14 protein-coding genes are annotated in these 19882 nt (G+C 66.8%); 6 read left to right on the forward strand and 8 right to left on the reverse strand.

The genetic code is table 11. The features are described 5' to 3' along the window. Window positions 1-61 precede the first annotated feature (61 nt). Window positions 62-271, forward strand: coding sequence for a GntR family transcriptional regulator (locus ACN269_RS22120; protein WP_421474206.1), 210 nt, complete (start codon window positions 62-64; stop codon window positions 269-271). Window positions 272-784: 513 nt separating this feature from the next. Here the strand turns inward: ACN269_RS22120 and ACN269_RS22125 are convergent. The 5 genes from ACN269_RS22125 to ACN269_RS22145 all read right to left on the reverse strand — a co-directional run bounded on the left by ACN269_RS22125 (window position 785) and on the right by ACN269_RS22145 (window position 6920). Continuing rightward, a complete protein-coding gene (locus tag ACN269_RS22125; RefSeq protein WP_421474207.1) occupies window positions 785-1699 on the reverse strand; it encodes a hypothetical protein in 915 nt (304 codons plus the stop codon). Continuing rightward, entirely contained in the window at window positions 1696-3312 is a 1617-nt protein-coding gene (locus ACN269_RS22130) for an AAA family ATPase (RefSeq protein ID WP_421474208.1), read from the reverse strand. The genes ACN269_RS22125 and ACN269_RS22130 overlap by 4 nt, the downstream gene beginning before the upstream one ends. Beyond that, the gene (locus tag ACN269_RS22135) at window positions 3309-5027 is read right to left on the reverse strand and encodes a restriction endonuclease subunit S (protein WP_421474209.1); all 1719 of its coding nucleotides are present in this window, start codon (window positions 5025-5027) and stop codon (window positions 3309-3311) included. Before ACN269_RS22135 ends, ACN269_RS22130 begins: the two co-directional genes overlap by 4 nt. Next, entirely contained in the window at window positions 5024-6439 is a 1416-nt protein-coding gene (locus ACN269_RS22140; RefSeq protein WP_421474210.1) for an N-6 DNA methylase, read from the reverse strand. Before ACN269_RS22140 ends, ACN269_RS22135 begins: the two co-directional genes overlap by 4 nt. Before the next feature lie 247 nt (window positions 6440-6686). Then, window positions 6687-6920, reverse strand: coding sequence for a hypothetical protein (locus tag ACN269_RS22145; protein ID WP_421474211.1), 234 nt, complete (start codon window positions 6918-6920; stop codon window positions 6687-6689). Between the two features lie 681 nt (window positions 6921-7601). Here ACN269_RS22145 and ACN269_RS22150 point away from each other — a divergent pair. From ACN269_RS22150 to ACN269_RS22160, 3 genes are all read left to right on the forward strand, one after another. Then, window positions 7602-8303, forward strand: coding sequence for a hypothetical protein (locus ACN269_RS22150; protein WP_421474212.1), 702 nt, complete (start codon window positions 7602-7604; stop codon window positions 8301-8303). A 92-nt stretch (window positions 8304-8395) separates the two neighbouring features. Beyond that, window positions 8396-13381: a carbohydrate-binding protein gene (locus ACN269_RS22155; RefSeq protein ID WP_421474213.1), complete on the forward strand. Its 4986-nt coding sequence runs from the start codon at window positions 8396-8398 to the stop codon at window positions 13379-13381. 193 nt (window positions 13382-13574) lie between these two features. Beyond that, a complete protein-coding gene (locus tag ACN269_RS22160; RefSeq protein ID WP_421474214.1) occupies window positions 13575-13805 on the forward strand; it encodes a hypothetical protein in 231 nt (76 codons plus the stop codon). A gap of 5 nt (window positions 13806-13810) precedes the next feature. On the opposite strand, the gene ACN269_RS22165 is transcribed toward ACN269_RS22160, so the two are convergent. Continuing rightward, window positions 13811-14179: a DUF4267 domain-containing protein gene (locus ACN269_RS22165; protein WP_421474215.1), complete on the reverse strand. Its 369-nt coding sequence runs from the start codon at window positions 14177-14179 to the stop codon at window positions 13811-13813. A gap of 87 nt (window positions 14180-14266) precedes the next feature. Between ACN269_RS22165 and ACN269_RS22170 the strand changes: the two genes are divergently transcribed. Continuing rightward, a complete protein-coding gene (locus ACN269_RS22170) occupies window positions 14267-14839 on the forward strand; it encodes a TetR/AcrR family transcriptional regulator (RefSeq protein ID WP_421474216.1) in 573 nt (190 codons plus the stop codon). Between the two features lie 84 nt (window positions 14840-14923). Here ACN269_RS22170 and ACN269_RS22175 read toward each other — a convergent pair whose 3' ends face one another. Next, the gene (locus ACN269_RS22175; protein ID WP_421474217.1) at window positions 14924-16603 is read right to left on the reverse strand and encodes a DNA repair helicase XPB; all 1680 of its coding nucleotides are present in this window, start codon (window positions 16601-16603) and stop codon (window positions 14924-14926) included. Between the two features lie 481 nt (window positions 16604-17084). Between ACN269_RS22175 and ACN269_RS22180 the strand changes: the two genes are divergently transcribed. Then, window positions 17085-17321, forward strand: a complete 237-nt coding sequence (locus ACN269_RS22180; RefSeq protein ID WP_421474218.1) for a hypothetical protein — start codon at window positions 17085-17087, stop codon at window positions 17319-17321. Window positions 17322-17346: 25 nt separating this feature from the next. Here the strand turns inward: ACN269_RS22180 and ACN269_RS22185 are convergent, their stop codons facing one another. Further along, a complete protein-coding gene (locus ACN269_RS22185) occupies window positions 17347-19830 on the reverse strand; it encodes a helicase-associated domain-containing protein (protein WP_421474219.1) in 2484 nt (827 codons plus the stop codon). Between the last annotated feature and the right edge of the window lie 52 nt (window positions 19831-19882).

Raw genomic sequence — 19882 nt, forward strand, 5'->3', positions numbered from 1 at the left:
GGATCAATACTGGGTGGGCCAACCGACTGCAAGGGGCCGCATCGTGCCTATCCCGCCCACTATGGACGAGCTGCTAGACGACCTGCGAGGCAAGATCAAGGACGGGACGTATCCGCCGGGCAGCCAGTTGCCCTCGGGTCGCGCGCTTGCCGACTCCTACGACGTTTCGCACTCGACGATCCAGCGGGCGGTTGCCACGTTGCGGGAGCAGGGTGTGCTGGTTGGTCGCCCTGGGCGCGGCGTGTTCGTCGCTGAGTCGAAGAGGGGCTGACCTTACTGAGACCCGGTGTCGAACGGGGTTGCCGGCGTGTCCGGTCTCAGGACCTCCGTGACAGATCAGTCTCGGGACATGTGTGACAACCGTGGCTAGAAGTTGGCCGGGCCTAACATCTCATATGTGCCCGGTCGCTGGAGCCTCCCCCCGGTACCGTGAATCGCCTCCACCGCGGTGTCCTGGCGCCAATTGGCTTCGAGCGTCACGGCAACAGCTGCAGGCGGGCGGAGAACGGACTCCTCCGAGGGGTGCGGTTCTACGCGCCTCGGTGGGGTGACCCCGCCACGAAGGGGATCCAGGTGTTCCTCGGTGTTCGGATAGTGGATTTGCCGGAGCCACTGGTGGAGTTCCGCCTGCGTCAAGGTCCGCTTGACGTTGAGGGCCCGCGGTCGGCCGACTCTCCCGAATGGGCGGGTCGAGGCAGACGGGATGGTAGGTGCCACAGGTGATGACGACCGCCAGCGCAGAGCGGGGTCCGTTGGTGCCCGGTTACTTGGGCCCCTCCGTGGCTCAGCTACCACCGGCCCGGGCAACGCTCGAAGGCCGCTGTAGTTGAGCGGCCGGATGTGACGGTAACTTTCTGGCCCACGGAAACATGCTCTTCGCCACGCACGCACGGGCGACAGCGGACAACGGTGCGTCAGGCCTGAGCATTCGACACACCAAGGCGATCCAATCCTCAGCCGTTTTGTCGTCCCGACGCCGATGCTCGCCAGCTGGGACGCTGATCGCCTCTGCCGCACGTTGAAGTGCTTCCTCGCATTCTCTCCATACACGCTGCCGCGCCTCGACCATTCGGACCGCATCGAGGTGAAGCAGGCGGGTTGTGACTCGCACCCGCTCGCCGTTCCATCCCGCTGCGGCTGGTACGGGCATCCCCATCTCATCGAAATCTATAAGCATGACGTCATAACTACTCAACGGATCGAGCAGTACAGGAATCTCTGCGCTCAGATCCTCATCGACGCCAGCTGGCGTATTCCCAGGAGCGAGAGGAAATTGGTCACGCTTGCCACGGACGTCGCCGGCAACGCTCCTATGGGGCGAATTTGCATACGAGACGGCAATTCGGTAGTTTAGCCAGTCGAACGCGAGCCACCAGTAGCCCTCTCGCATTGGCTCGCCGTCGTTTGCCACGCGCCCTTTCGGCCGGAAGTGGTCGACGTGATAGTCGGATCCGTCTTCCCTCAATTCCGAGTACCAGCACTTCTGGTACGACCATCGAAGGAGAACATTCTTTAGCTCGGACCACATCCGTGAATTGTCGTCGATGATCTTCTTGCGCTTCTCCGCTGCGGTAAGCCTATCCTTTTCCGGCACGTCGTCGCCGTCGTCGCGGCAGGCCTTCAGTTTTGCGGTAAGCGCGCTCGCCTTTTCTAGCCATGCAGGCGGGATGTCTTCGGGACGAACCTCGATTTTTATCACGAGAGCCTCCCAAGAAGCTCGTCGAGTATCTCGTCGACCACCCGCTCCTGCTCTTCCATCGGCAAGGACGCGATCGGAATCCCGCGCGTCTTCTCCCATCGGTGGCGCGCCTCAAGATAACGCCTGTAGTCGGGGTCCCGAGCCTCGTAGGCCAAGCCAAGCTCAGAGAGTTCCTTGGCAAGGATGCTAAGGCGGTCCTCCTGCTCTCGCGTTCGGGTGACGAGACGAGCCAGCCCATTTCGCTCATCAATTTTGTCTTGGGTCTGCGGGTCAAGCGTCGTCGGTAGCCCGAACATGTGGATGAGCACCCCTGCTACGCCCATGCCGCGCGGATCCTCCTGAGGCTGATGGGCAACGGTCGAGATTTCCCGACGCTCGAAGATCTGCACCTGCGGGGCTCTTAGTCCAGCGATAGTAAGTGGATCGTGTGTCGTCATGAGCAATTGGCTTGATTGGTCAGGCTGGGACTGAGGCGCTAGGGCGCCGTCGTCAGCGGCGTCTGGCAGGCCAACTTGTCGGGTGAGCTCTCGGAGGTAGCGTAGCTTCCACATCGGGTTGAGGTGTGTGTCCGGCTCATCAAGCAAAAAGAGCGACTCTTCGTGACGCGTAAACTGCATAAGCCCGATCACCGTGAGGAGTTGCTGTTCTCCCTCACTCAATTCGGAGAACACAATCGACTCACCTCGTCGGCGGACGCGAACGCGCACATCTCGAATCAAGTTTGATATCTCAGTACTTTCAAGCGCCGCGAAGAAGGCTGCTTCGTCGGGGTAGGCACTATTCAGCCGCTGTAGCGATGCCAAATCTTTAAGGTATAAGTACAGTCGCTCCTCTTGGACAGGCCTGGTCCGGTAGTCCTCTTGGTGATCCTCCGTCACATACATCGGAGCAAGGGCTTGGTCCCAGAGTCTCTGGAGAAATGTCTTCACCACCCCCCGGGACCACCAGAATCGTGCGTCGCCAAGTTCGGCAATGCGCTTGGGCGGGGGCCGTTTTGCTGTCCAGTTGTTGGCCCATGACGGTCGTTTGAGCACCAACAGCGCTGAGTCGAACCCGTCGATTCCGAAATGCTCTTTTACAAAGTCCGGAGGCTCCTCGCCGCGAAGGAAGTACGCGAGGAGGACCCACCGACTGTGCTCGGGCAGACAGTAGAACAATCGTCGAATAGGTGGAGCCTTGCCCGTGTCATCCTTCAATAATGCGTCATAAAACCGCTTTTGGTGCTGCTCGAAGTAGGATCTAAGCCGACCAGAGGGGCCCGAGTAGTATGCGAACACATATCGTGGAAGTAGCTCCTCCTTGCGCTCCTCGAAGCGCGACCACGTCAGCGTTTCCTCGACACCCTGGTCGCCTACCTTTACGATTTGACGTCGGCCGCGTTCAGCCTCCACCTGTACGCGTCGGCCTCGGCATCGGTAGGTGATTTCGTACCCGAACGGCGGCAGCTGGCCCAAGTCGAGGTCGCGAAAAATGAGTACAATTGCTTCAAGGAGATTGGATTTTCCGGTACCGTTCTCGCCGATGAGTACGGTGGAAAATCTCGTCTCATCGAAATCGATCCGAAAGTCGCGTAGGTTTCGGAAGTCGAGGATCTTTAAGCAATCAATCCTCATGCTTCGGCCTCAATTATTGTTCTTGGCTGGCTGTCCGTCACCTCGCGCAGAAGCCCTTCGTCGATTTCTCTGCGTAGCTGACTATAGAACGCGTCGACAGGCAGGTCTGACCTCTCCCATAGCGCCTTCACGGCGGCGCCGCCCGCGATGCTCCGGACGATATGTGTCAACGGGGCATCCGCAGGCACCGACTGCGCATCGGTCGCCTTCTTACTTGCCGCGCCTTCTCTTGCTTGCTCAGCGCGAACCGCGCGCCGCTGTCCTTCATCGGTACTGTCAGGAACGGCGATTGGAAGCGCCCTGCCGCCTTGACGAGGAATTTGCCTCGGCGATCTAGGGAGTGATGGTTCGGCCGACCCATGCATGAGCTCCTCCAGCGCTGCAACGGAAGCAAGCCGGACATTCTCCTCCGCAATTGCGAGCGCCTGACCGACTTCTGCGCGAAGCTGAAGTAGCCGGGAGACCCGGTTTATGATTTCTTTCTGCTCAGCAAGGGCAGGGATTGGCAATGGCATGGCTGCCAGTTTTGAACTATTGATGTTGGACTGGCTGACTCCATCGCTCTTGACCAGCTGGGCCCACGCCCGTCCCCATGCCGAGTTAATCCAATAGGCAACGAACTCTGGTTCTACAATCTCCTCGTCGAGTCGTACGCGAATTAGGTAGGACGCGAAGCTCATCTCCGTTTGTTCGCGGAATACCGCAGTCTTTCCGACCAATTCGGCGCTATTGGTCCGGTTGAACAAAAGGTCTCCAGGATGAAGGATCTTTTTGGATACCTCATTGTCGACTCGGCAGTACTTCAGACTCGAGAGATCCAGCTTCCCATTCTGGATGTTCCCCATGCGCAGAACTGGGATGCTCCCGTCGAACGCTGTGGCTTCGGCCCTTTGGGAAGTCCCGTAGTCGATTTGAACCGCCACGTCACCAATGGTGGCCGTTGCAAAGCCGGATGGTAGGTCAGGCAGGGGAAGGTTAACGGCCGCGGCCGGCCGCCTGCCGCGGCCGGCCCTTTTTACCTTCGCAAGTAAAGCTAGCCGTTTTTCTACAGGCTGGGTTTGGTGACGTTGCTGCACGGCCAGGTCTTGAGTGAGGTTACCGATGCAGGCCGACGAAATCAGCGCCTGACTGAAAGAAGACAAATTGGCCTGGGCCTCGGCCAGGTGGTTTCGTCCGCGTCGCGCCTCAAGCTCGACTGCGTCGAGGGTTTGAGCGATCCGACGCTGATCCTCAAGCGAAGGGTAAGCGATCGGAAGAAGCGCGAGGGCTCCTCCGGAGATTTCAGCAAAGATTGTTCCGCTCGCGCGCTCTCTCGCCAGCGGGGTAAGGTACTTGAGAACGTGGTATAGATAGTTCGAGTCGATCACTTCTGACGGCACCAGGCTACGAAATCCCTGGTTAGTTGTCAGGGATTCAGAAGCAATGGCTACATACCCGATGGGTGCGCGGGTGGAGTAGAGAACCGTTCCTGCCGGCACGTACCTTGCTGAACACTTTTTCAGGCCCTGCTGAGTCAAGAAGCGCCGTCCACGACTGATGTACTTCTCGGTATAGCCCGTTAGATCAGCTGGTGTGACCCAAGGGTGCCCTGAAACCTCCGAGAAGTTTGCCGGGTCGGATGTAGGGGGCGTCCCTCCGCCGACCACCTCTGCAACATCGCCCAGCGTTGACAACTGCCAACCGTCGGGTAGAGAGGAATGCTCGCTCCAGTTCATGTGGCAGCCTCAAACTCCGTCAAAAGGCGGTCGATTTCAGCTAGGTTCTGCATGCTGGCCTGTAGCTGTACGATCGCCTCTTCTATAAATTCGTCAGGCCGACGACCCTCTGTCTCGCCGAGGACCTGCTCGCCCATCCACTTAAAAGAATCGAGCTTGAAGTCGTTCTGGCGCACTTCGTCGATCGAGAAGGGCCTCCAGCGACCTTGCTTACTCGCCTTGGAAGATCTCTTTGACGTCCCGTTTGGATCGTCGCCATAGCAGGCTTCGAACTCTCTAAACAGATCCTCCGTCAGTGGACGGCTCGTCTTATTTATCTTTGGTACATCCGACCGCGCGTCATAGATCCACACATCTTTCGTAGACCGACCCTTGGTAAAGAAAAGGACGTTGGTATTGGTTCCGTCGGTGTATGGGTTGAAGGTGCCACGCGGGCAGCGCAACAGCGTATGCACATCGGCCGCCTCCATCAGACTTCGGAAGACCTCTCCGGCCTGATCGGCGAACAGGACATTATCCGGGATCACGACTGCTGCTCGGCCGTCAGGCTCAAGAATCGTGAGAACGTGTTGCAAGAAGTTCAGTTGCTTACTGCTGGTGGCCACAGAAAAGTCCGACCTGGTTGGGCTCCCAGCAATCCCCTTATTGCCGAATGGAGGATTTGTCAGAACGACAGTATATTTGCGGGGTCCGACCGCTCCATAGATGGCGTCTTTAAGTTCGATGTGCGGCTGGACCTGATGAAGGAACATATTCATCAATGCAAGCCGTCGAGGCCTCTGCACCAACTCCGTTCCAAAGTACGTCCGTTCCCGTACTCGCCGCGCGATGTGCGACGGGAGAGTACCTCCCACCTGGCTGGCAAACCATTCGTAGGCGGCGACAAGAAAGCCGCCTGTCCCGCATGCCGGGTCCATGACCTTAAAGTCTTCTGCCTCACGGGGGTCCGGCTTCATAAGCCGGACCATCACCTTGATCAGAGGGCGCGGTGTGAAATACTGGCCAGCCCCTCGCTTGCCTTCGGCTGCAGCCTTCTCCAGTAGTCCTTCGAAAGCCGCAGCCTTGACGTCGACATTTAGGGCGGTCCACTGCATCTCGTCTATGAGCTGAAGCAGCTTCCTCAAGTTCTCCGAGTTGCCCAAGCCGGTCCGGGCACTGCGGAAGATCTCTCCGAGTATCCCGCCCTCTTCGCCGAGTCGCTGCAGGGCGGACCGATACTGCGGAAGCAGGTCCTCATCCTCAGCTGCTATGAGATCAGGCCATGCTGAGCCAGCGGGAAGATTTACGTCGCGCTCATCGGCCATCTTGAGGAAGAGCAGGTACGTTAGCTCCTCGATGTAGTCTCCGTAGTCGATGCCGTCATGGCGCAGGACGTGGCAGAAGCTCCACAACCTTGCTACGAGGTCTGCCATGAGTCTTGTCACTCCTGTTGTCAGCTTTGCAAGCGCGGCCAGTCCCGTGGTGGAGTCACCCTGGGGGCTTCCTGGTAGGAAGGCTTAGCCTCGACGAGGCTACCGACCGGGTGGATCAAAAGCACTACCAGGCGGTACACCAGCGCGTCCGGACCAACCGGGTAGTCCAGAGGTCGTGCCGGCGTGAGCCGCACCAAGTCGGGCAGGACCAGGCCGTCGCGGGAGCCGGCCGCAGTTTGCCCACCCCTCACTGGTCCCTGTGCACGACAGTCGAGGAAAGCAGGCTGTAGGTGCCGTCCGGGTTCTGATAGAAGTACGCGGTGTAGCCACCTGGGTTCCCTTGCCGATGCTTCGGCAGGAAGACGCCATACGTGTGCTCTGCCCAGCCGGGACAGCCGCGACGGACGTCGTCCGGACGGAAGCGGTCACCCAGCCGGCCGGCGGCTCGAGCCTGGCGGATCTCATCAACGAAGCGGCTCACGGATACAAGTGTGGCCGGGAGGTTCGTGGGCGCGATAGTCCTAACGGAGTCTTCGTCGGCTGCGGGTGCTGGCGAAGGCGCCGTTCAGCAACGCTGACAGACGACCGGGCCCCGGACGGCAGCATGTGACGAGCACTGGCATCGACGAGGCTCCGAGCGTGCGGCCGTTGCCGGACGCCTGCCGAAATGCACACAGCTCAGACGGAAGTAGCTCTAGGCGTGACTGAGATGAACCACTCTCTGCTACTTCCAGGCAGCCGGGCGCCGCGCCAGTGGCATGTTCCTCTTGTAAGCGAGGCATCAGGCAACGAGGCAGCAAGAAGGCAGCGCGAGCTCTGATGCGGGCCGAAGCCGAACGTCAACCGCCGACGTTCGGCACCTGCTCGTCGACGCGGGTCGGCACTACCTGGCAGTAGCCGACAGCTTGAGTCCGCATCCCCCCGGCGGGGTCAAGTCCTAGCCTAGAGACGTTAGCGGGACTCATCCCGGAAGCTCAGCGCTGCCTGAGCGGTCGGGCAGCCTGCGTGGTGCGTTGAAGAGCGCAGTTGATCAACTAACTGTTCACCCTCGCTGCGCCCGCTCCTCATCGGGCCTGCGCGGCGAGTTCGCCAACGGCCGGCAGGGTCACTGGACGGTCGCGCCCACCGGCGTGCCACAGCACCTGTAGACCGGAGCGCTGGCATGCCCGTAACCGCTCGGTGGCCCCGCCGTGTCGTGATCTCGGCGGCGTTCACCCTCACCCTGCTCGCCACGGCGGTACCCGCCGACGCCCACCCGTACGGCTATCCGCAGACCGTGACCGTCACGCCGGACGCGGCCCGCCCCGACGTGGTGCACCTGAGGTGGAAGCCAGGCGGCGTCGACGAGCTGACAGTGCTCGGCGTACACCTTGGCCTGTTGCCGCAGGACCGCGTCCTGCTCGACGGCGCGGTCGACACCCGGGACACGGACGCGACGATCCTCGCCGGAGCTGAGCCGTTCGCGGACTACCTGCTCAAGCAGATGACCGTCAGCAGCGACGGCCGCGCGTGCGCCGGCGTCGTCGGAAAGGCGAGCGATTCCGGTGTGGACGTCGACTACGCCTGCCCGGGCCCGGTCGGCGTAGCCCGCATCGAGATCCGGATGCTGAGCGACCTCGACCCCGCGTACCGCACGGTGGCGACCGGACCCAAGGGCAAACGCCAGGTGTACGGCACCGACGGTTACTCCCACGACTGGGTGCTGGGCAACGCGCCCCCAACGAGCGCGGCTGATCACGATCCCGCCACCGCCTGGAAGGTCGCCAGAAGCGTCAGCCCCCTGCTGCTCGTCGCGGCCGTCGGGTCGTTGCTGCGACGCCAGCTACGGCGTCGACGGATCACCCGCGTCCGACCGTCGTCCTGAGACCGGCCGCCATCGGGGCGGCCCCCTCTGCCCGCCGCGGCCGGCATCACGGCGTCGGCGGTTCTCGCACCCAACGAAGGAGAAACCCCGCCATGACGCACGACAAACGTGCGCGCCGGAAGCGAACACGCGGACTGCTGTCCGCGATGGCGCTCGTCCTCATTGCCGGACCGGCGACGACCCTGCATCCGGCGCTGGCCGGAGCGGAGGCCGTGCCGGCCAGCGCCACCACGCCGCTGATCAACCTGAGCGCCGGGCAGAACGTCGAGGGCACGCTTCCCGTCGTCGTCGAGCCGGTCACCGAGAACGACTCCGTGACCACGCTCGCGGTCGACGGCGACAAGATCAGCGCCGACAAGACCGCCGGTACCGCCCACTTCGCCTTCGAGATGGGCGGCAACGGCACCGAGGCCCGCTACCGCAACTACCTCACCGTCAACGGGCACACGGCCGAGGCCGACCGGGTCTACTTCCCGGACATCCCGGGCGGCCGGGTCGGCACCCTCGACTTCCCGGGCGACTGGCTCAAGCCCGGCCCGAACACCGTCTCGGTGCACGCCGGAGCGAACTGGGTCGACACCACCACGAAGACCGCCGTCGGCTACCAGGAGCTGCCGAACGGTGAGGGTGGCCGCTGCCCCAACTACGACGACTACGCGCTGAGCAGCATCAGCCTCAGCCTCCTCGGCGTGGTCGCCGACGGCGAGCAGAACCTGTTCAGCTACAACTTCGGCGACGGCACCTGCGGCAGCTCGGCGAAGCTGCTCAACCAGGACCTCACCTTCGTCATCTCCGGCACGCCGGGCAGCACGTCCGGCCTGCGTACCGACCTGGACACCACGAAGCTCACCAACGGTACGCACACCGTCAGCGCGACGGCCCTGTCGGGCGCGAAGACGAGCGTCACGGTCGACGTCAACAACGCCCCGGCCGGCGCGGCAGTCGTCACCCCCGGCGACGGTGCCCGGGTACGCGGAACGCAGCCGGTCATCGCCGCGCTCGCGACCGACGGCAAGGACCGCGTCGAGTCGCTCGCGATCGACGACAAGCCGGCCGAGACCGCGGAGACGCTGGCCACCGGCACCGCCACCCTCGGCCTCGCGGTCGAGGCTGGCAACTCGATCGAGGCCCGCTACCAGAACTACGCGCTGGTCAACGGCCACCGGGTCGACCTCGGCGGCGACTACGGCGCGCTCGGTGCGGAGGCCGTGAAGCTGGCGTTCCCGAACCGGTTCCTGCACCTCGGCGACAACGTCGTCCAGGTGAAGACGGGCGACTACAACGGCACGCTCAACGGTGCGACCTGCGCCAACCACGACGACTTCAAGCTCACCCGGGAGGCCACCAGCCTCACCCTGAGCACGGCGGGCACGGTCACGCCCGGCACCACGTACCTCGTCACCACCAGCGGCACGACCGTGACGAAGGCGGAGACGACCGCCGCGTCCCTGGCGCTGGGCGACGGCACCTGCGGGCCGAACAAGGACGCCGAGTTCCACTTCACCATCGCGGACGCGCCGACCACCCGCACCGTCGACACCCTCGCCGCCGCCGGCGACGCGCACCTGAAGATGTTCGTCGGTGGCAACGGCAGCGACAACGGGTACGACAACAAGGTGCTCGTCAACGGCATCCCGCTGGAGATCGGCATGTGGGAGAAGGAGACCGCCGACCTCACCTTCCCGAACGAGTGGCTGGTGCCGGGCGTCAACGCCCTGGAGTTCGTCGCGGGCAGCGACCACGGCAGCGCCAAGCCCGGTGGCTGCGACAACTACGACGACTTCACGCTGCGGGACTTCGAGTTGCTGCCCAGCGGCGCGAAGGCGACCCGGTTGACCCGCTCGGTCGCGCAGACGACGGTCACCATCGGCTCGGCCACCTACCCGGCCGGCTCGCCCGTCACCACGTACGTCGGCGACGGCACCTGCGGCAGCAGCTTCAACGGCGTCCTCACCACGATGGTCCTGTTCGACGTCACCGCCTCGGACGGCTCGGCACTGCCGGCACTGGGCAAGCGCGCCGACGTGGACAGCACGACGATCGCGGACGGCGCCCATACCATCAAGGCGGTCGTCGGCGACAAGACCTCCACCCGGCGGTTCACCACCGACAACACCGCGCCGGAGATCGCCAGCAGCGTCCCGGCGGCCGGTCAGCGGCTGACGTCGACCGTGGCGCTCGACCTCACGGTCAAGGACGCCTCGGGCGTGGTCGGCACGCCGGCCATCACGCTCGACGGCGCAGCCGTGAAGCAGGGCGACCAGATCGGTCACGGCCTGCCGGCCGGCGAGCACACCATCGCGATGACGGCCACCGACGCGCTCGGCAACACCGCCACCCGCGAGGTGCGGTTCAGCAGCGCGAGCATCCCGGACGTCCCGACCGAGCTGAACGCCACCGTCCGGAACACCGACCCGCTCTCGGCGGAGCTGTCCGCCCGGATCCCCGGCACCGAGGGCGTCGGGCTGACCGCGACCTTCACCAAGGCCGACGTCGTCCTGCCCACCAAGGGGTACCAGGGCGAGGCGGCCGACGTGCCGACCACGCTCGACGTCCAGCACGACAGGAGCGTGGACGTCACCACGCTGCGTCCGCTCGACGGCGCGACCATCGACAGCCCGTCCAGCCGTGGGGTGGTCTTCCAGCGGTACGACCTGGCACTGGGTGCCACCAAGCAGGAGCCGACGCTGCGCTGGTCGGGCAGCATCGACCCGGCGCGGATCGTGGCGCTGCGGGCGTGGAACCCGGCGACCGGGAAGTGGGTCGTGCTGACCAGCTCCCGGGGGAAGGCCGGTCAGGACACCGTCCTGACCGCGCCGGTCGAGGCCGGCTACCGCGACGGTGGTGTGGTGCACGTGCTGGTCACCGGCGAGGACCCGTTCGCCGACGACCTGTCGCCGCGCGACTCGACGGCGCAGAACGACAAGGACCGCTTCGAGGACCCCGCGTCGTACGACTTCTCGTTGGCGCACTTCACCGACACCCAGTACGTCACCGAGGGCGCGGCCGGCGGCACGTACGACGACTTCGACGGCAACGCCGAGCCCTCCGACGTCGAGACCGCCGAGGAGCAGGCGATCTGGTCGGCCGCGTACCGCGACCAGATGCAGTGGATCGCCGACAACGCGGACAGCCGCAAGATCGCGTACGCGGCGCACACCGGTGACGTCATCGAGAACGACTACTACGACCCGCTGGCGAAGAACCCGGACGGCTCGCTGAAGCGGCCCGGTCTGCACGAGCAGGTGGAGAAGGAACTCGCCACCGCCTCGGGCTTCCAGAAGATCCTCGACGACAACGGTGTCGTCAACCAGGTCATCGCGGGCAACCACGACGACCAGTTGGGCGCCGAGACCGGCCCGACCTCGCGGTTCAGCCGTACCTTCAGCGCCGACCGGTACTACGGGACGGCGAAGGCCTGGCCCAAGGGCACCGAGTACCACGCCTGGGACGAGAAGACGAACGCCGACGGCTCGGTCACCCCGGGCAGGGACAACCAGAACAACTACCTGCTCTTCTCCGCCGGTGGCCTGGACTTCGTGGCGGTCGGCCTGTCGTACGGCGTCACGCCGGCCGAGGCCAAGTGGGCCGACTCGATCTTCAAGCGGTACAAGGACCGCAACGGGATCCTGCTCTCCCACGACTACCTGAAGCCGTCGGCCAACCCCGACGGACGGGGTGCGGACTTCTCCGCCCCGGACGGCTCGCCGCTGTTCAAGCAGGTCGTCGAGACCAACCCGAACGTCTTCCTGGTCCTCGCCGGTCACGAGCACGGCGTCGGCACCAACCTGAAGTCGATGATCGGCGTGACGGTCAGCCACGACGTCGTGGAGCTGCTGGCCGACTACCAGTTCTACACGGTCACCGCCGCCGAGCTGTGGCCGAACCAGGTCGCCGCGGACGGCACGATCGACGTCAACGGGGACGGCACGCCCGACCACAAGGCCACCGACCGGTTGCAGTTCGGGGCGAGCTTCCTGCGGCTGCTCCAGTTCGACGTGGACCGGGCCGAGATGCACATCGACACGTACTCGCCGTTCCTCAAGAACTTCGGGGCGACCGAGTACGACATCCGCCAGGACGGCAGCCAGACCAAGCCGCGCTACAACGGCGCGGAGGACAACCTGACCCTGCCGGTGGACCTCACCACCCGCAAGACGTCGTTCACCACCGACTCGCTCGCCGCGTACGTGCCGGCCGGCACGATCGGCACCGACGAGGTGACCTCGAACGACGTGGCCACGACGACGTGGGACAAGCTCCTGCCGGGCAGCTCGTACGGCTGGATCGTGTCGGCGCGCAGCGCCGACGGCGGCGAGGCGGTGGCCCAGCCGGCGGTGTTCACCACCGCCAAGAAGGTCCCGACGATGACCGTCACCACCACCCCGACCGCCTGGGGTACGGCGGCGACGGTGACCGTCACGGTCGCGGCCGGCAGCACGCCGGTCACCGGGGCGGTGGAGCTGCGTGAGGGTACGACCGTGCGCGGCTCGGCCACGCTGACCAACGGCTCGGCGACGTTCACCCTGCCGGTGGGCCTGGCCGGCGGTCAGCACACGCTGACCGCGTCGTACGCGGGTGACGACCACCTCGCCCCGGTCGAGGCCACCGCGGTTCTGACGGTGACCCTGCCGGCCGAGTGGAGTTCGTCGACGGTCTACAACGACGGCGACCGGGTGACCTACCAGGGCCGGGTCTTCCGGGCCTCCTGGTACACGAAGAACCAGAAGCCGGGCGCGGACGCCAACGGCGCGTGGCAGGAAATCGCCATGACCGAGGACGGTACGGCGATCTGGACCGCGTCGCGGATCTTCAACTCGGGCGACTTCGCGATGTACGACGGTAAGAAGTGGCGGGCCCAGTGGTACAGCCGCAACCAGAAGCCGGGTGACCGTAACGGGCCCTGGGAGGAGATCGCCCCGACCCCGCCGGACAACAGCCCGGCCGCCTGGACGCTGACCAAGGTGTACACCGCCGGCAACCGGGTGTCCTTCAAGGGACACGTCTACGAGGCGAAGTGGTGGACGCGCGGCCAGGAGCCGGGCGACCCGAACGGCCCCTGGAAGCTGATCAAGTAGGCAGGTTTCGTGTGAACGCCGGCCCGGGACCGATGCTGGTCCCGGGCCGGCTTGTTCGTTGATCGACTCGGGTTCCTGGAAGCCGGGGTCTCCCGAGCGCTCCGACACCCCGACTTCCCGGAAGCCGAGTCGATCGAGGCCCGGGGCGAAGATCCTCCAGGGTGCGACGGACCGGCACGTCGACCACTGGCGGGTGGGCGTGGTCGGCGGTTCGACCGTGCCGGGGGAGTTCTTCCGGTTCCCGCTCGCGCTCGGCGACATCTACGTCGACCAGCGCGACCCGAGTCGATGGGTGCAGGTGTTGCAGTTCGGCCTGCAGAACCTCTTCGACCCCGAGCTGGACGAGTGGTTCACCCTGGACACCTTCGACCACCAACCCGGCGAGGTAACCCTCCCCGACCGCTGCCCACCCCCCACGCCGTAACCGCGTCAGAGGGCGAAGAGGAGGGCGGCGTTGAGGAGGACGACCAGGGCCGTCGCGAAGTGGACGCCGAAGGCGGTGGCCTTCGTGCCGCCGTTGCGCAGCACGATGAGGGTGTCGCCCAGCGGGACGAGCGCGACGACCAGCATGTACCACGCGACCGCGTCGGCGTTGGTGAAGGCGATCAGAGCGAGGCCGAGCAACCCGAACGTCAGATCTTTGAGCCCTTTGACGGTCAGGTAGGCGGAGTCGCCCGGCCGGGCCGGCACGCCGTACCCGGCGGCTGCGGCCTGCGGTACCAGCAGGAACCGCGCCCCGATGAAGACGACGAAGAGGCTGAGGACGACGGCGAGCCCGTAGGCCAGGGGTGACAACATGATCCGCTCCAATTTCTAGCGCCGCTAGGTATGTGAGCGACGCTAGCAGAGCACCGGCAGAATCGCTAGCAGTGCTAGCATGAGGTCATGTCGACGCAAGCACGCCGGGAACGGGAGCGGACGGAGCGGGAACGCGCCATCGTCGCCACCGCCCGGGAGTTGGCCCTGGCGGAGGGCTGGGACGCGGTGACCACCCGGCGGCTCGCCGCCGAGATCGAGTACAGCCAGCCCGTCCTCTACAGCCACTTCAAGGGCAAGGACGCCATCATGGCGGCGGTCGCCGTCGAGGGCTTCGCCGAGCTGGCGACCTCGCTGGTGACCGCCCGCGCCTCGGCAGCCGACCCGCAACAGGCGGTCGCCGACGTCGCGGCCGCGTACGTCGCGTTCGCCGAGCAGCGGCCCGCCCTCTACGACGCGATGTTCACCCTCGCCGTGGACCTGCCGTTCGCCAGCCAGGACGTCCCGACCGACCTCGCCCGCGGCTTCGCCGAACTGGCCGAGACGGTACGACCGTTCGCCGGGGACGGTGACCTGGAGATATTCACCGAGACGTTCTGGAGTGGCCTGCACGGTCTGGTCACGTTGATGCGCAGCGGCCGACTTCGTCGCGAAGGCCACGAGCGCCGGCTCGCCGCGCTGGTCGACCGCTTCTCCCGCTGAGCTTGGTCAACTCGGGTTCCCGGAAGGCGGGGTGTCGGGGCGCCGGGACACCCCGACTTCCAGGAAAACGAGTCGATCACAGGGTCAGTCGAAGGACGGCAGGGACGGGCCGAGGACGTCGTCGGCGTCGACGATCGTGTACGCGTACCCCTGCTCGGCCAGGAAGCGCTGCCGGTGCGCCGCGTACTCGGTGTCGATCGTGTCCCGGGAGACCACCGTGTAGAAGTGCGCCTGCCGGCCGTCGGCCTTCGGACGCAGCACCCGGCCCAACCGCTGGGCCTCCTCCTGGCGTGACCCGAACGTGCCGGACACCTGGATCGCCACCGCCGCCTCGGGCAGGTCGATGGAGAAGTTACCGACCTTGGAGATCACCAGCGTGCGTAGCTCGCCGGTGCGGAACGCGTCGAACAGCCGCTCGCGCTCCTTGTTCGTGGTGGAGCCCTGCACGATCGGCGCGTCCAGGTACTCGCCGATCTGGTGCAACTGGTCGATGTACGCGCCGATCACCAGCACCTGGTCCTGGGGGTGCCGGTCGACCAGCGCCTTGACCACCGGCAGCTTGGTACGCGCGGTCGCCGCCATCCGGTAGCGCTCCTCGGCCTCCGCCGTCGCGTACGACATCCGCTCCGCGTCGGTGAGCGTCACCCGTACCTCGACACACTCGGCCGGCGCGATCCAGCCCTGCGACTCGATGTCCTTCCACGGCGCGTCGTACCGCTTCGGCCCGATCAGGCTGAACACGTCGCCCTCACGGCCGTCCTCGCGTACCAGAGTGGCCGTCAGGCCCAGCCGACGGCGGGCCTGGAGGTCCGCCGTGAAGCGGAAGATCGGCGCGGGCAGCAGGTGCACCTCGTCGTAGACGACCAGGCCCCAGTCGCGGGCGCCGAACAGGTCCAGGTGGGTGAACGCGCCTCCCTTTCGGGAGGTGAGCACCTGGTACGTGGCGATGGTGACCGGGCGGATCTCCTTGCGCTCGCCCGAGTACTCGCCGATCTCCTCCTCGGTCAGCGACGTACGGGCGATCAGCTCACGCTTCCACTGCCGGCCGGCGACCGTGTTGGTGACCAGGATCAGTGTCGTCGCCTTCGCCTCGGCCATCGCCGCCGCGCCGACCAGGGTCTTGCCGGCCCCGCAGGGCAGCACGACCACGCCCGACCCGCCGGCCCAGAACGCCTCGACGGCCTCGCGCTGGTACGACCGCAGCGTCCACGGCTTGCGCCCGTCCTTGCCGGCCTCGGCCAGCTCGATCGGGTGCGCCTCGCCGTCGACGTAGCCGGCCAGGTCCTCCGCCGGCCAGCCCAGCTTGAGCAGCGCCTGCTTGAGCCGGCCCCGCTCGGACGGGTGCACCCGGATCGTGTCGTCGTCGATCTTGTCGCCGAGCATGCCGGCGAGCTTCTTGCTCTTGGCCACCTCGATCAGCACCAGCCGGTCGAGCGCCCGCAGCACCAGACCGTGCGCGGGGTCGTTGGCGAGCTGGAGCCGGCCGTACCGGTCCATCGTCTCGGCCACGTCCACCAGCAGCGCGTGCGGCACCGGGTAGCGCGAGTACTTGATCAGCGAGTCGACGACGCCCTCGGCGTCGTGCCCCGCCGCGCGGGCGTTCCACAGCCCCAGCGGGGTCAGCCGGTACGTGTGCACGTGCTCCGGGGACCGCTCCAACTCGGCGAAGGGCGCGATCGCCATCCGGCAGGCCTGCGCGTCGGGGTGGTCGATCTCCAGCAGCAGCGTCTTGTCCGACTGCACGATCAGGGGTCCACCACTCACGCCAGCGTCCTCTCCTCGGTTGGCCGTCGGGCTGCGGCTCATGACCCGCCGCAGGCCGACCATCCAGTGTTGCACGGCGGAGAACGTCCCAAGAAAGATGCTCACCGGATGCAACCAGGACGGCACTTACGAACGTCTAGGAAAGGGACAACTGTCCAGGGAGGGTGCCACGCCGCGTGTCCGGCGCACTTCCCGGCTGTTTGCCCTGGTGGTGGTCGTGCTGGTCGACACCGGCGCGTGCACGCTCGATCCGCGGTCCGGCGGGAGTGGTGGCGGGGGAGCCGCCCCGGTCGTGCGGCGGAGCAGGCATCGGGGGCGAGCGGGCACGTCCGGGTCGACCAGCGCGGCGGGCCCACCGCATCCTCCGCATGTCGACGTCGTCTGAGCGACACGCCCCAATTCTGGGTTTTATTCCCTGTCACACCGGTCGCAGGAGTGTCACGCTGGGAGTCCAGGACCGGACCGGGCGGGGAGGCTGGGTATGACGGTCGACCGTGAAGTGGTGACGCAGTACGAGCAGGCACCGCCCGACGAGGTGTCCCGCGCGACCGTGTTCGCGTACGCCTTCGCGGCGGCGCTGCTCTTCGGGTGGTTCCTCTTCGGGTGGTTGGTACTCCGACAGGGCTTCGTCGACTCGGTAGGCGAGTCGGCCGGAGCCGGCTTCGCCCTTCTGCTGGTCATCTCGGTGGTCGGCACCGTACGCCGCAGCCGCCGCTGACCGATCACCGGAGAAACGGAGCCGCTCAGTCCGCCAGCACCGCCGCGGTGATCCGGTGCAGGGCGAAGGTGTGCAACATCTCGGTCCGCTCGTCCTCGGCACGCAGGTAGCCCGCCCCGATCGACACCGGCTTCACCAGCCGCGACGCGGTCGCCCCGTGCGCGTCCACGTACCCGACCCAGACCAGCGCCCGGTCCCGGACCGCCTGTTGCAGCACGGCGAGCGCCTCGCTGTGCGTGTGCGCCGGCACCGGACCACCGCCCAGCCCCGCAGCCCCACCCCGGACCACCGCCGGGGCGCGACGGGCCGCCCGCGCCGCCGCCTCACCCCGCCGGATGTGCTCCACCACCCCGAGCAGCCGGGGCATCGGCAGCTTCGGGGCGGCCAGCGGGTCCAACGTCCTGGTGGTCACCGTGACCCGCGCTGGAGCGCGTCTTACCCGTGGCCGGGTCAGCATCGTGCTGCCCGTGCCGTCCTCCTGCACCGGCGCGTACCCGGCGTCGCGCAGCGCCGTGAGCATCCGGTTGACCTGGTAGTGGGTGCTCAACACCGTGGGCGCGAGCCGGCGCAGCGTCAACGACTCCAACCGCCGGTCGGCCAGCACCTCGGTGAGCAACGCCTCGTCGTCGCTGCGCAGGTACGCCCCGGCCGAGCCGGCCCGCAGCCCACCGTGCTTACGGGCCACGTCGTCCACCAGGTAGCTGAGCCCCTGCGGCACCGGGGTACGTGACCGCCGACGGAACAACTCGTGCAGGTCGTCGGCCGTGTAACCGGCGTCCAACGCCCGTCGGACGCTCGCCGTGGTGACCCGGTGCACACTCGCCCCGCCGGCCGACTCGAGTTCGGTCGTCGCCTCCAACTCGGCGGCCAGCGCCGGCTCGGGCGGTCCGGGCACCACCACGGTCAGGTCGGCCTGCACCAGGAAGTGGTCGACCGGGGCGGGCAGCAGCGCGTCCAACGCCCGCGCCGCACCGGACGGGTCGCCACTCTCGGTGTCCGCGTGCAACCCCAGCGGGTCGTCGCCGGACTCGTCGGTCGACGTCAACTCGCCCAGCAACAACCGTCCGTACGAGGTGAGCGCCCCCAGTCCGGTCATGCCGAGCTGCGCCGCCTCGGCCAGCACCTCCCGATGGGCGGCCTCCCGACCCCGGCTGCGCCGTGGCGTCCGCCAGTCCAGCAACGCCTGCAACTCCTCCGGGGTGGGCGCGGTCGCCGGCTCCAGGTCGGCCAGCACCCCGAGCACCGCCCGACGGGTGGCGGGCGCCCCGGCCCGCTCGGCCTCCGCCGAGAGCGCGGTGATCGGCCGGTCCCGGTCGTCACGCCGTCCGACCAACCCCACCTGTCGGGTCATGGTCAGCCAGGCGCGCGCCAGGTGCTCCCACCGTTGGGCCAGCGACCCGGCCCGCCACACCTCGTACCCGCCGGTCGGCAGCACCTGCTGGTCCGCCCCGTACCGACCGGTGGTCGAACCGGTCAGCTCCATCTCACCGGCGAGCCCCGCCGCGTACGCCACCTCCAGCAGCAGCGCGGTGGTCGGCTCGTCCAGGCCAGCGGTACGGGCCAGCCGGCGCAGGTCACGAACGCCGATGCCACCCGAGCGCAGCACCGGGGCGGGTTCGGCGGCGAGCTGTTCCAGCAGTCCTTCGGTGTGCCGGACCACCTCCATGGTCTGCCCGGCGCCGGCCGAGTCGACCATCTTGGGCTCGCGGGGAGCAGCAGCCACCGACGGCGGGCCGGTCTGCAACGGCCCGAGCGGACCGCTGTCCCGCCGCAGCAGGAGGCCGACCTCGCGGGGCAGCTCGACGGTGCCACCGGCGGTCGCCGAGCCGGCCGAAACGGTCACCAGCAGCCTGTTGTCGACCAGCCAACGCACCGGTGAGCCGGTGGGCGCACCACCGTTGGTCGGGTCGGCGAGGACGGCGTCCTGCGCGCCGATCGCCGGTGCATGCAACGCGCCCGGCGGCACGCTGCCGACCGGCGGCCCGGCCGCCAGCCGGTCCAGGATCGCCCGGGCCGACGGGGGCGCCGCGAGCAGCGTCCGGCGTAACTTCGCCGGGTCCGCGCAGAGGGCGGCCGCGCGAACGTCCAGGTCCGCGGCGGGTCGACCGAGCCCAGCGGGGTACGGGGAGACCTCGTCGACGGCCGCCGCCACGTGCATGGCGTGCTCGGGGCCGTACAGCAGAAAAAGCGCCCTCAGCCGGCCCACGGCGGCCCGGACCGCGGTCGGCGCCGGCGGGTGCGGCCCGGCGGTCGCCATGGCGAGAATCGAGTCGGTGGCGGTCGTGCCCTCGTCCGGGTGCCGGGTAAGCCGGCCGGCGTCCAGGATCAGCAGCGTGAACTGGTCCAGCCCGTCCAGGGCGCGGGCCACCGAGACCCGGGACTGGGCGCGGATGGCCAGGGCGGAGATGTCGGCCGGCACGGGCACGACGAGGTCCGGCCGCAGTTGCAGGAGTGCGGCCAGGGACTCGTCGGGCAGCGACTGCAGATGGTCGGCGAGTGAGGTGGTCATCGTCTTTCCACGCTAGCCCGGGGTGGGCCGGTCGCGCCCCTCGGATGTACGG

It is taken from the genome of Micromonospora sp. WMMD736 (genome assembly GCF_049179015.1).
Classification (GTDB): Bacteria; Actinomycetota; Actinomycetes; order Mycobacteriales; family Micromonosporaceae; genus Micromonospora.

Bases quoted from the DNA above. Each gene is read 5' to 3' on its own strand.
- ACN269_RS22120 (WP_421474206.1), top strand. From the start codon at position 62: ATGGACGAGCTGCTAGACGACCTGCGAGGCAAGATCAAGGACGGGACG.
- ACN269_RS22130 (WP_421474208.1), bottom strand. From the start codon at position 3,312: ATGAGGATTGATTGCTTAAAGATCCTCGACTTCCGAAACCTACGCGAC.
- ACN269_RS22135 (WP_421474209.1), bottom strand. From the start codon at position 5,027: ATGAACTGGAGCGAGCATTCCTCTCTACCCGACGGTTGGCAGTTGTCA.
- ACN269_RS22140 (WP_421474210.1), bottom strand. From the start codon at position 6,439: ATGGCAGACCTCGTAGCAAGGTTGTGGAGCTTCTGCCACGTCCTGCGC.
- ACN269_RS22150 (WP_421474212.1), top strand. From the start codon at position 7,602: ATGCCCGTAACCGCTCGGTGGCCCCGCCGTGTCGTGATCTCGGCGGCG.
- ACN269_RS22155 (WP_421474213.1), top strand. From the start codon at position 8,396: ATGACGCACGACAAACGTGCGCGCCGGAAGCGAACACGCGGACTGCTG.
- ACN269_RS22165 (WP_421474215.1), bottom strand. From the start codon at position 14,179: ATGTTGTCACCCCTGGCCTACGGGCTCGCCGTCGTCCTCAGCCTCTTC.
- ACN269_RS22170 (WP_421474216.1), top strand. From the start codon at position 14,267: ATGTCGACGCAAGCACGCCGGGAACGGGAGCGGACGGAGCGGGAACGC.
- ACN269_RS22180 (WP_421474218.1), top strand. From the start codon at position 17,085: ATGACGGTCGACCGTGAAGTGGTGACGCAGTACGAGCAGGCACCGCCC.
- ACN269_RS22185 (WP_421474219.1), bottom strand. From the start codon at position 19,830: ATGACCACCTCACTCGCCGACCATCTGCAGTCGCTGCCCGACGAGTCC.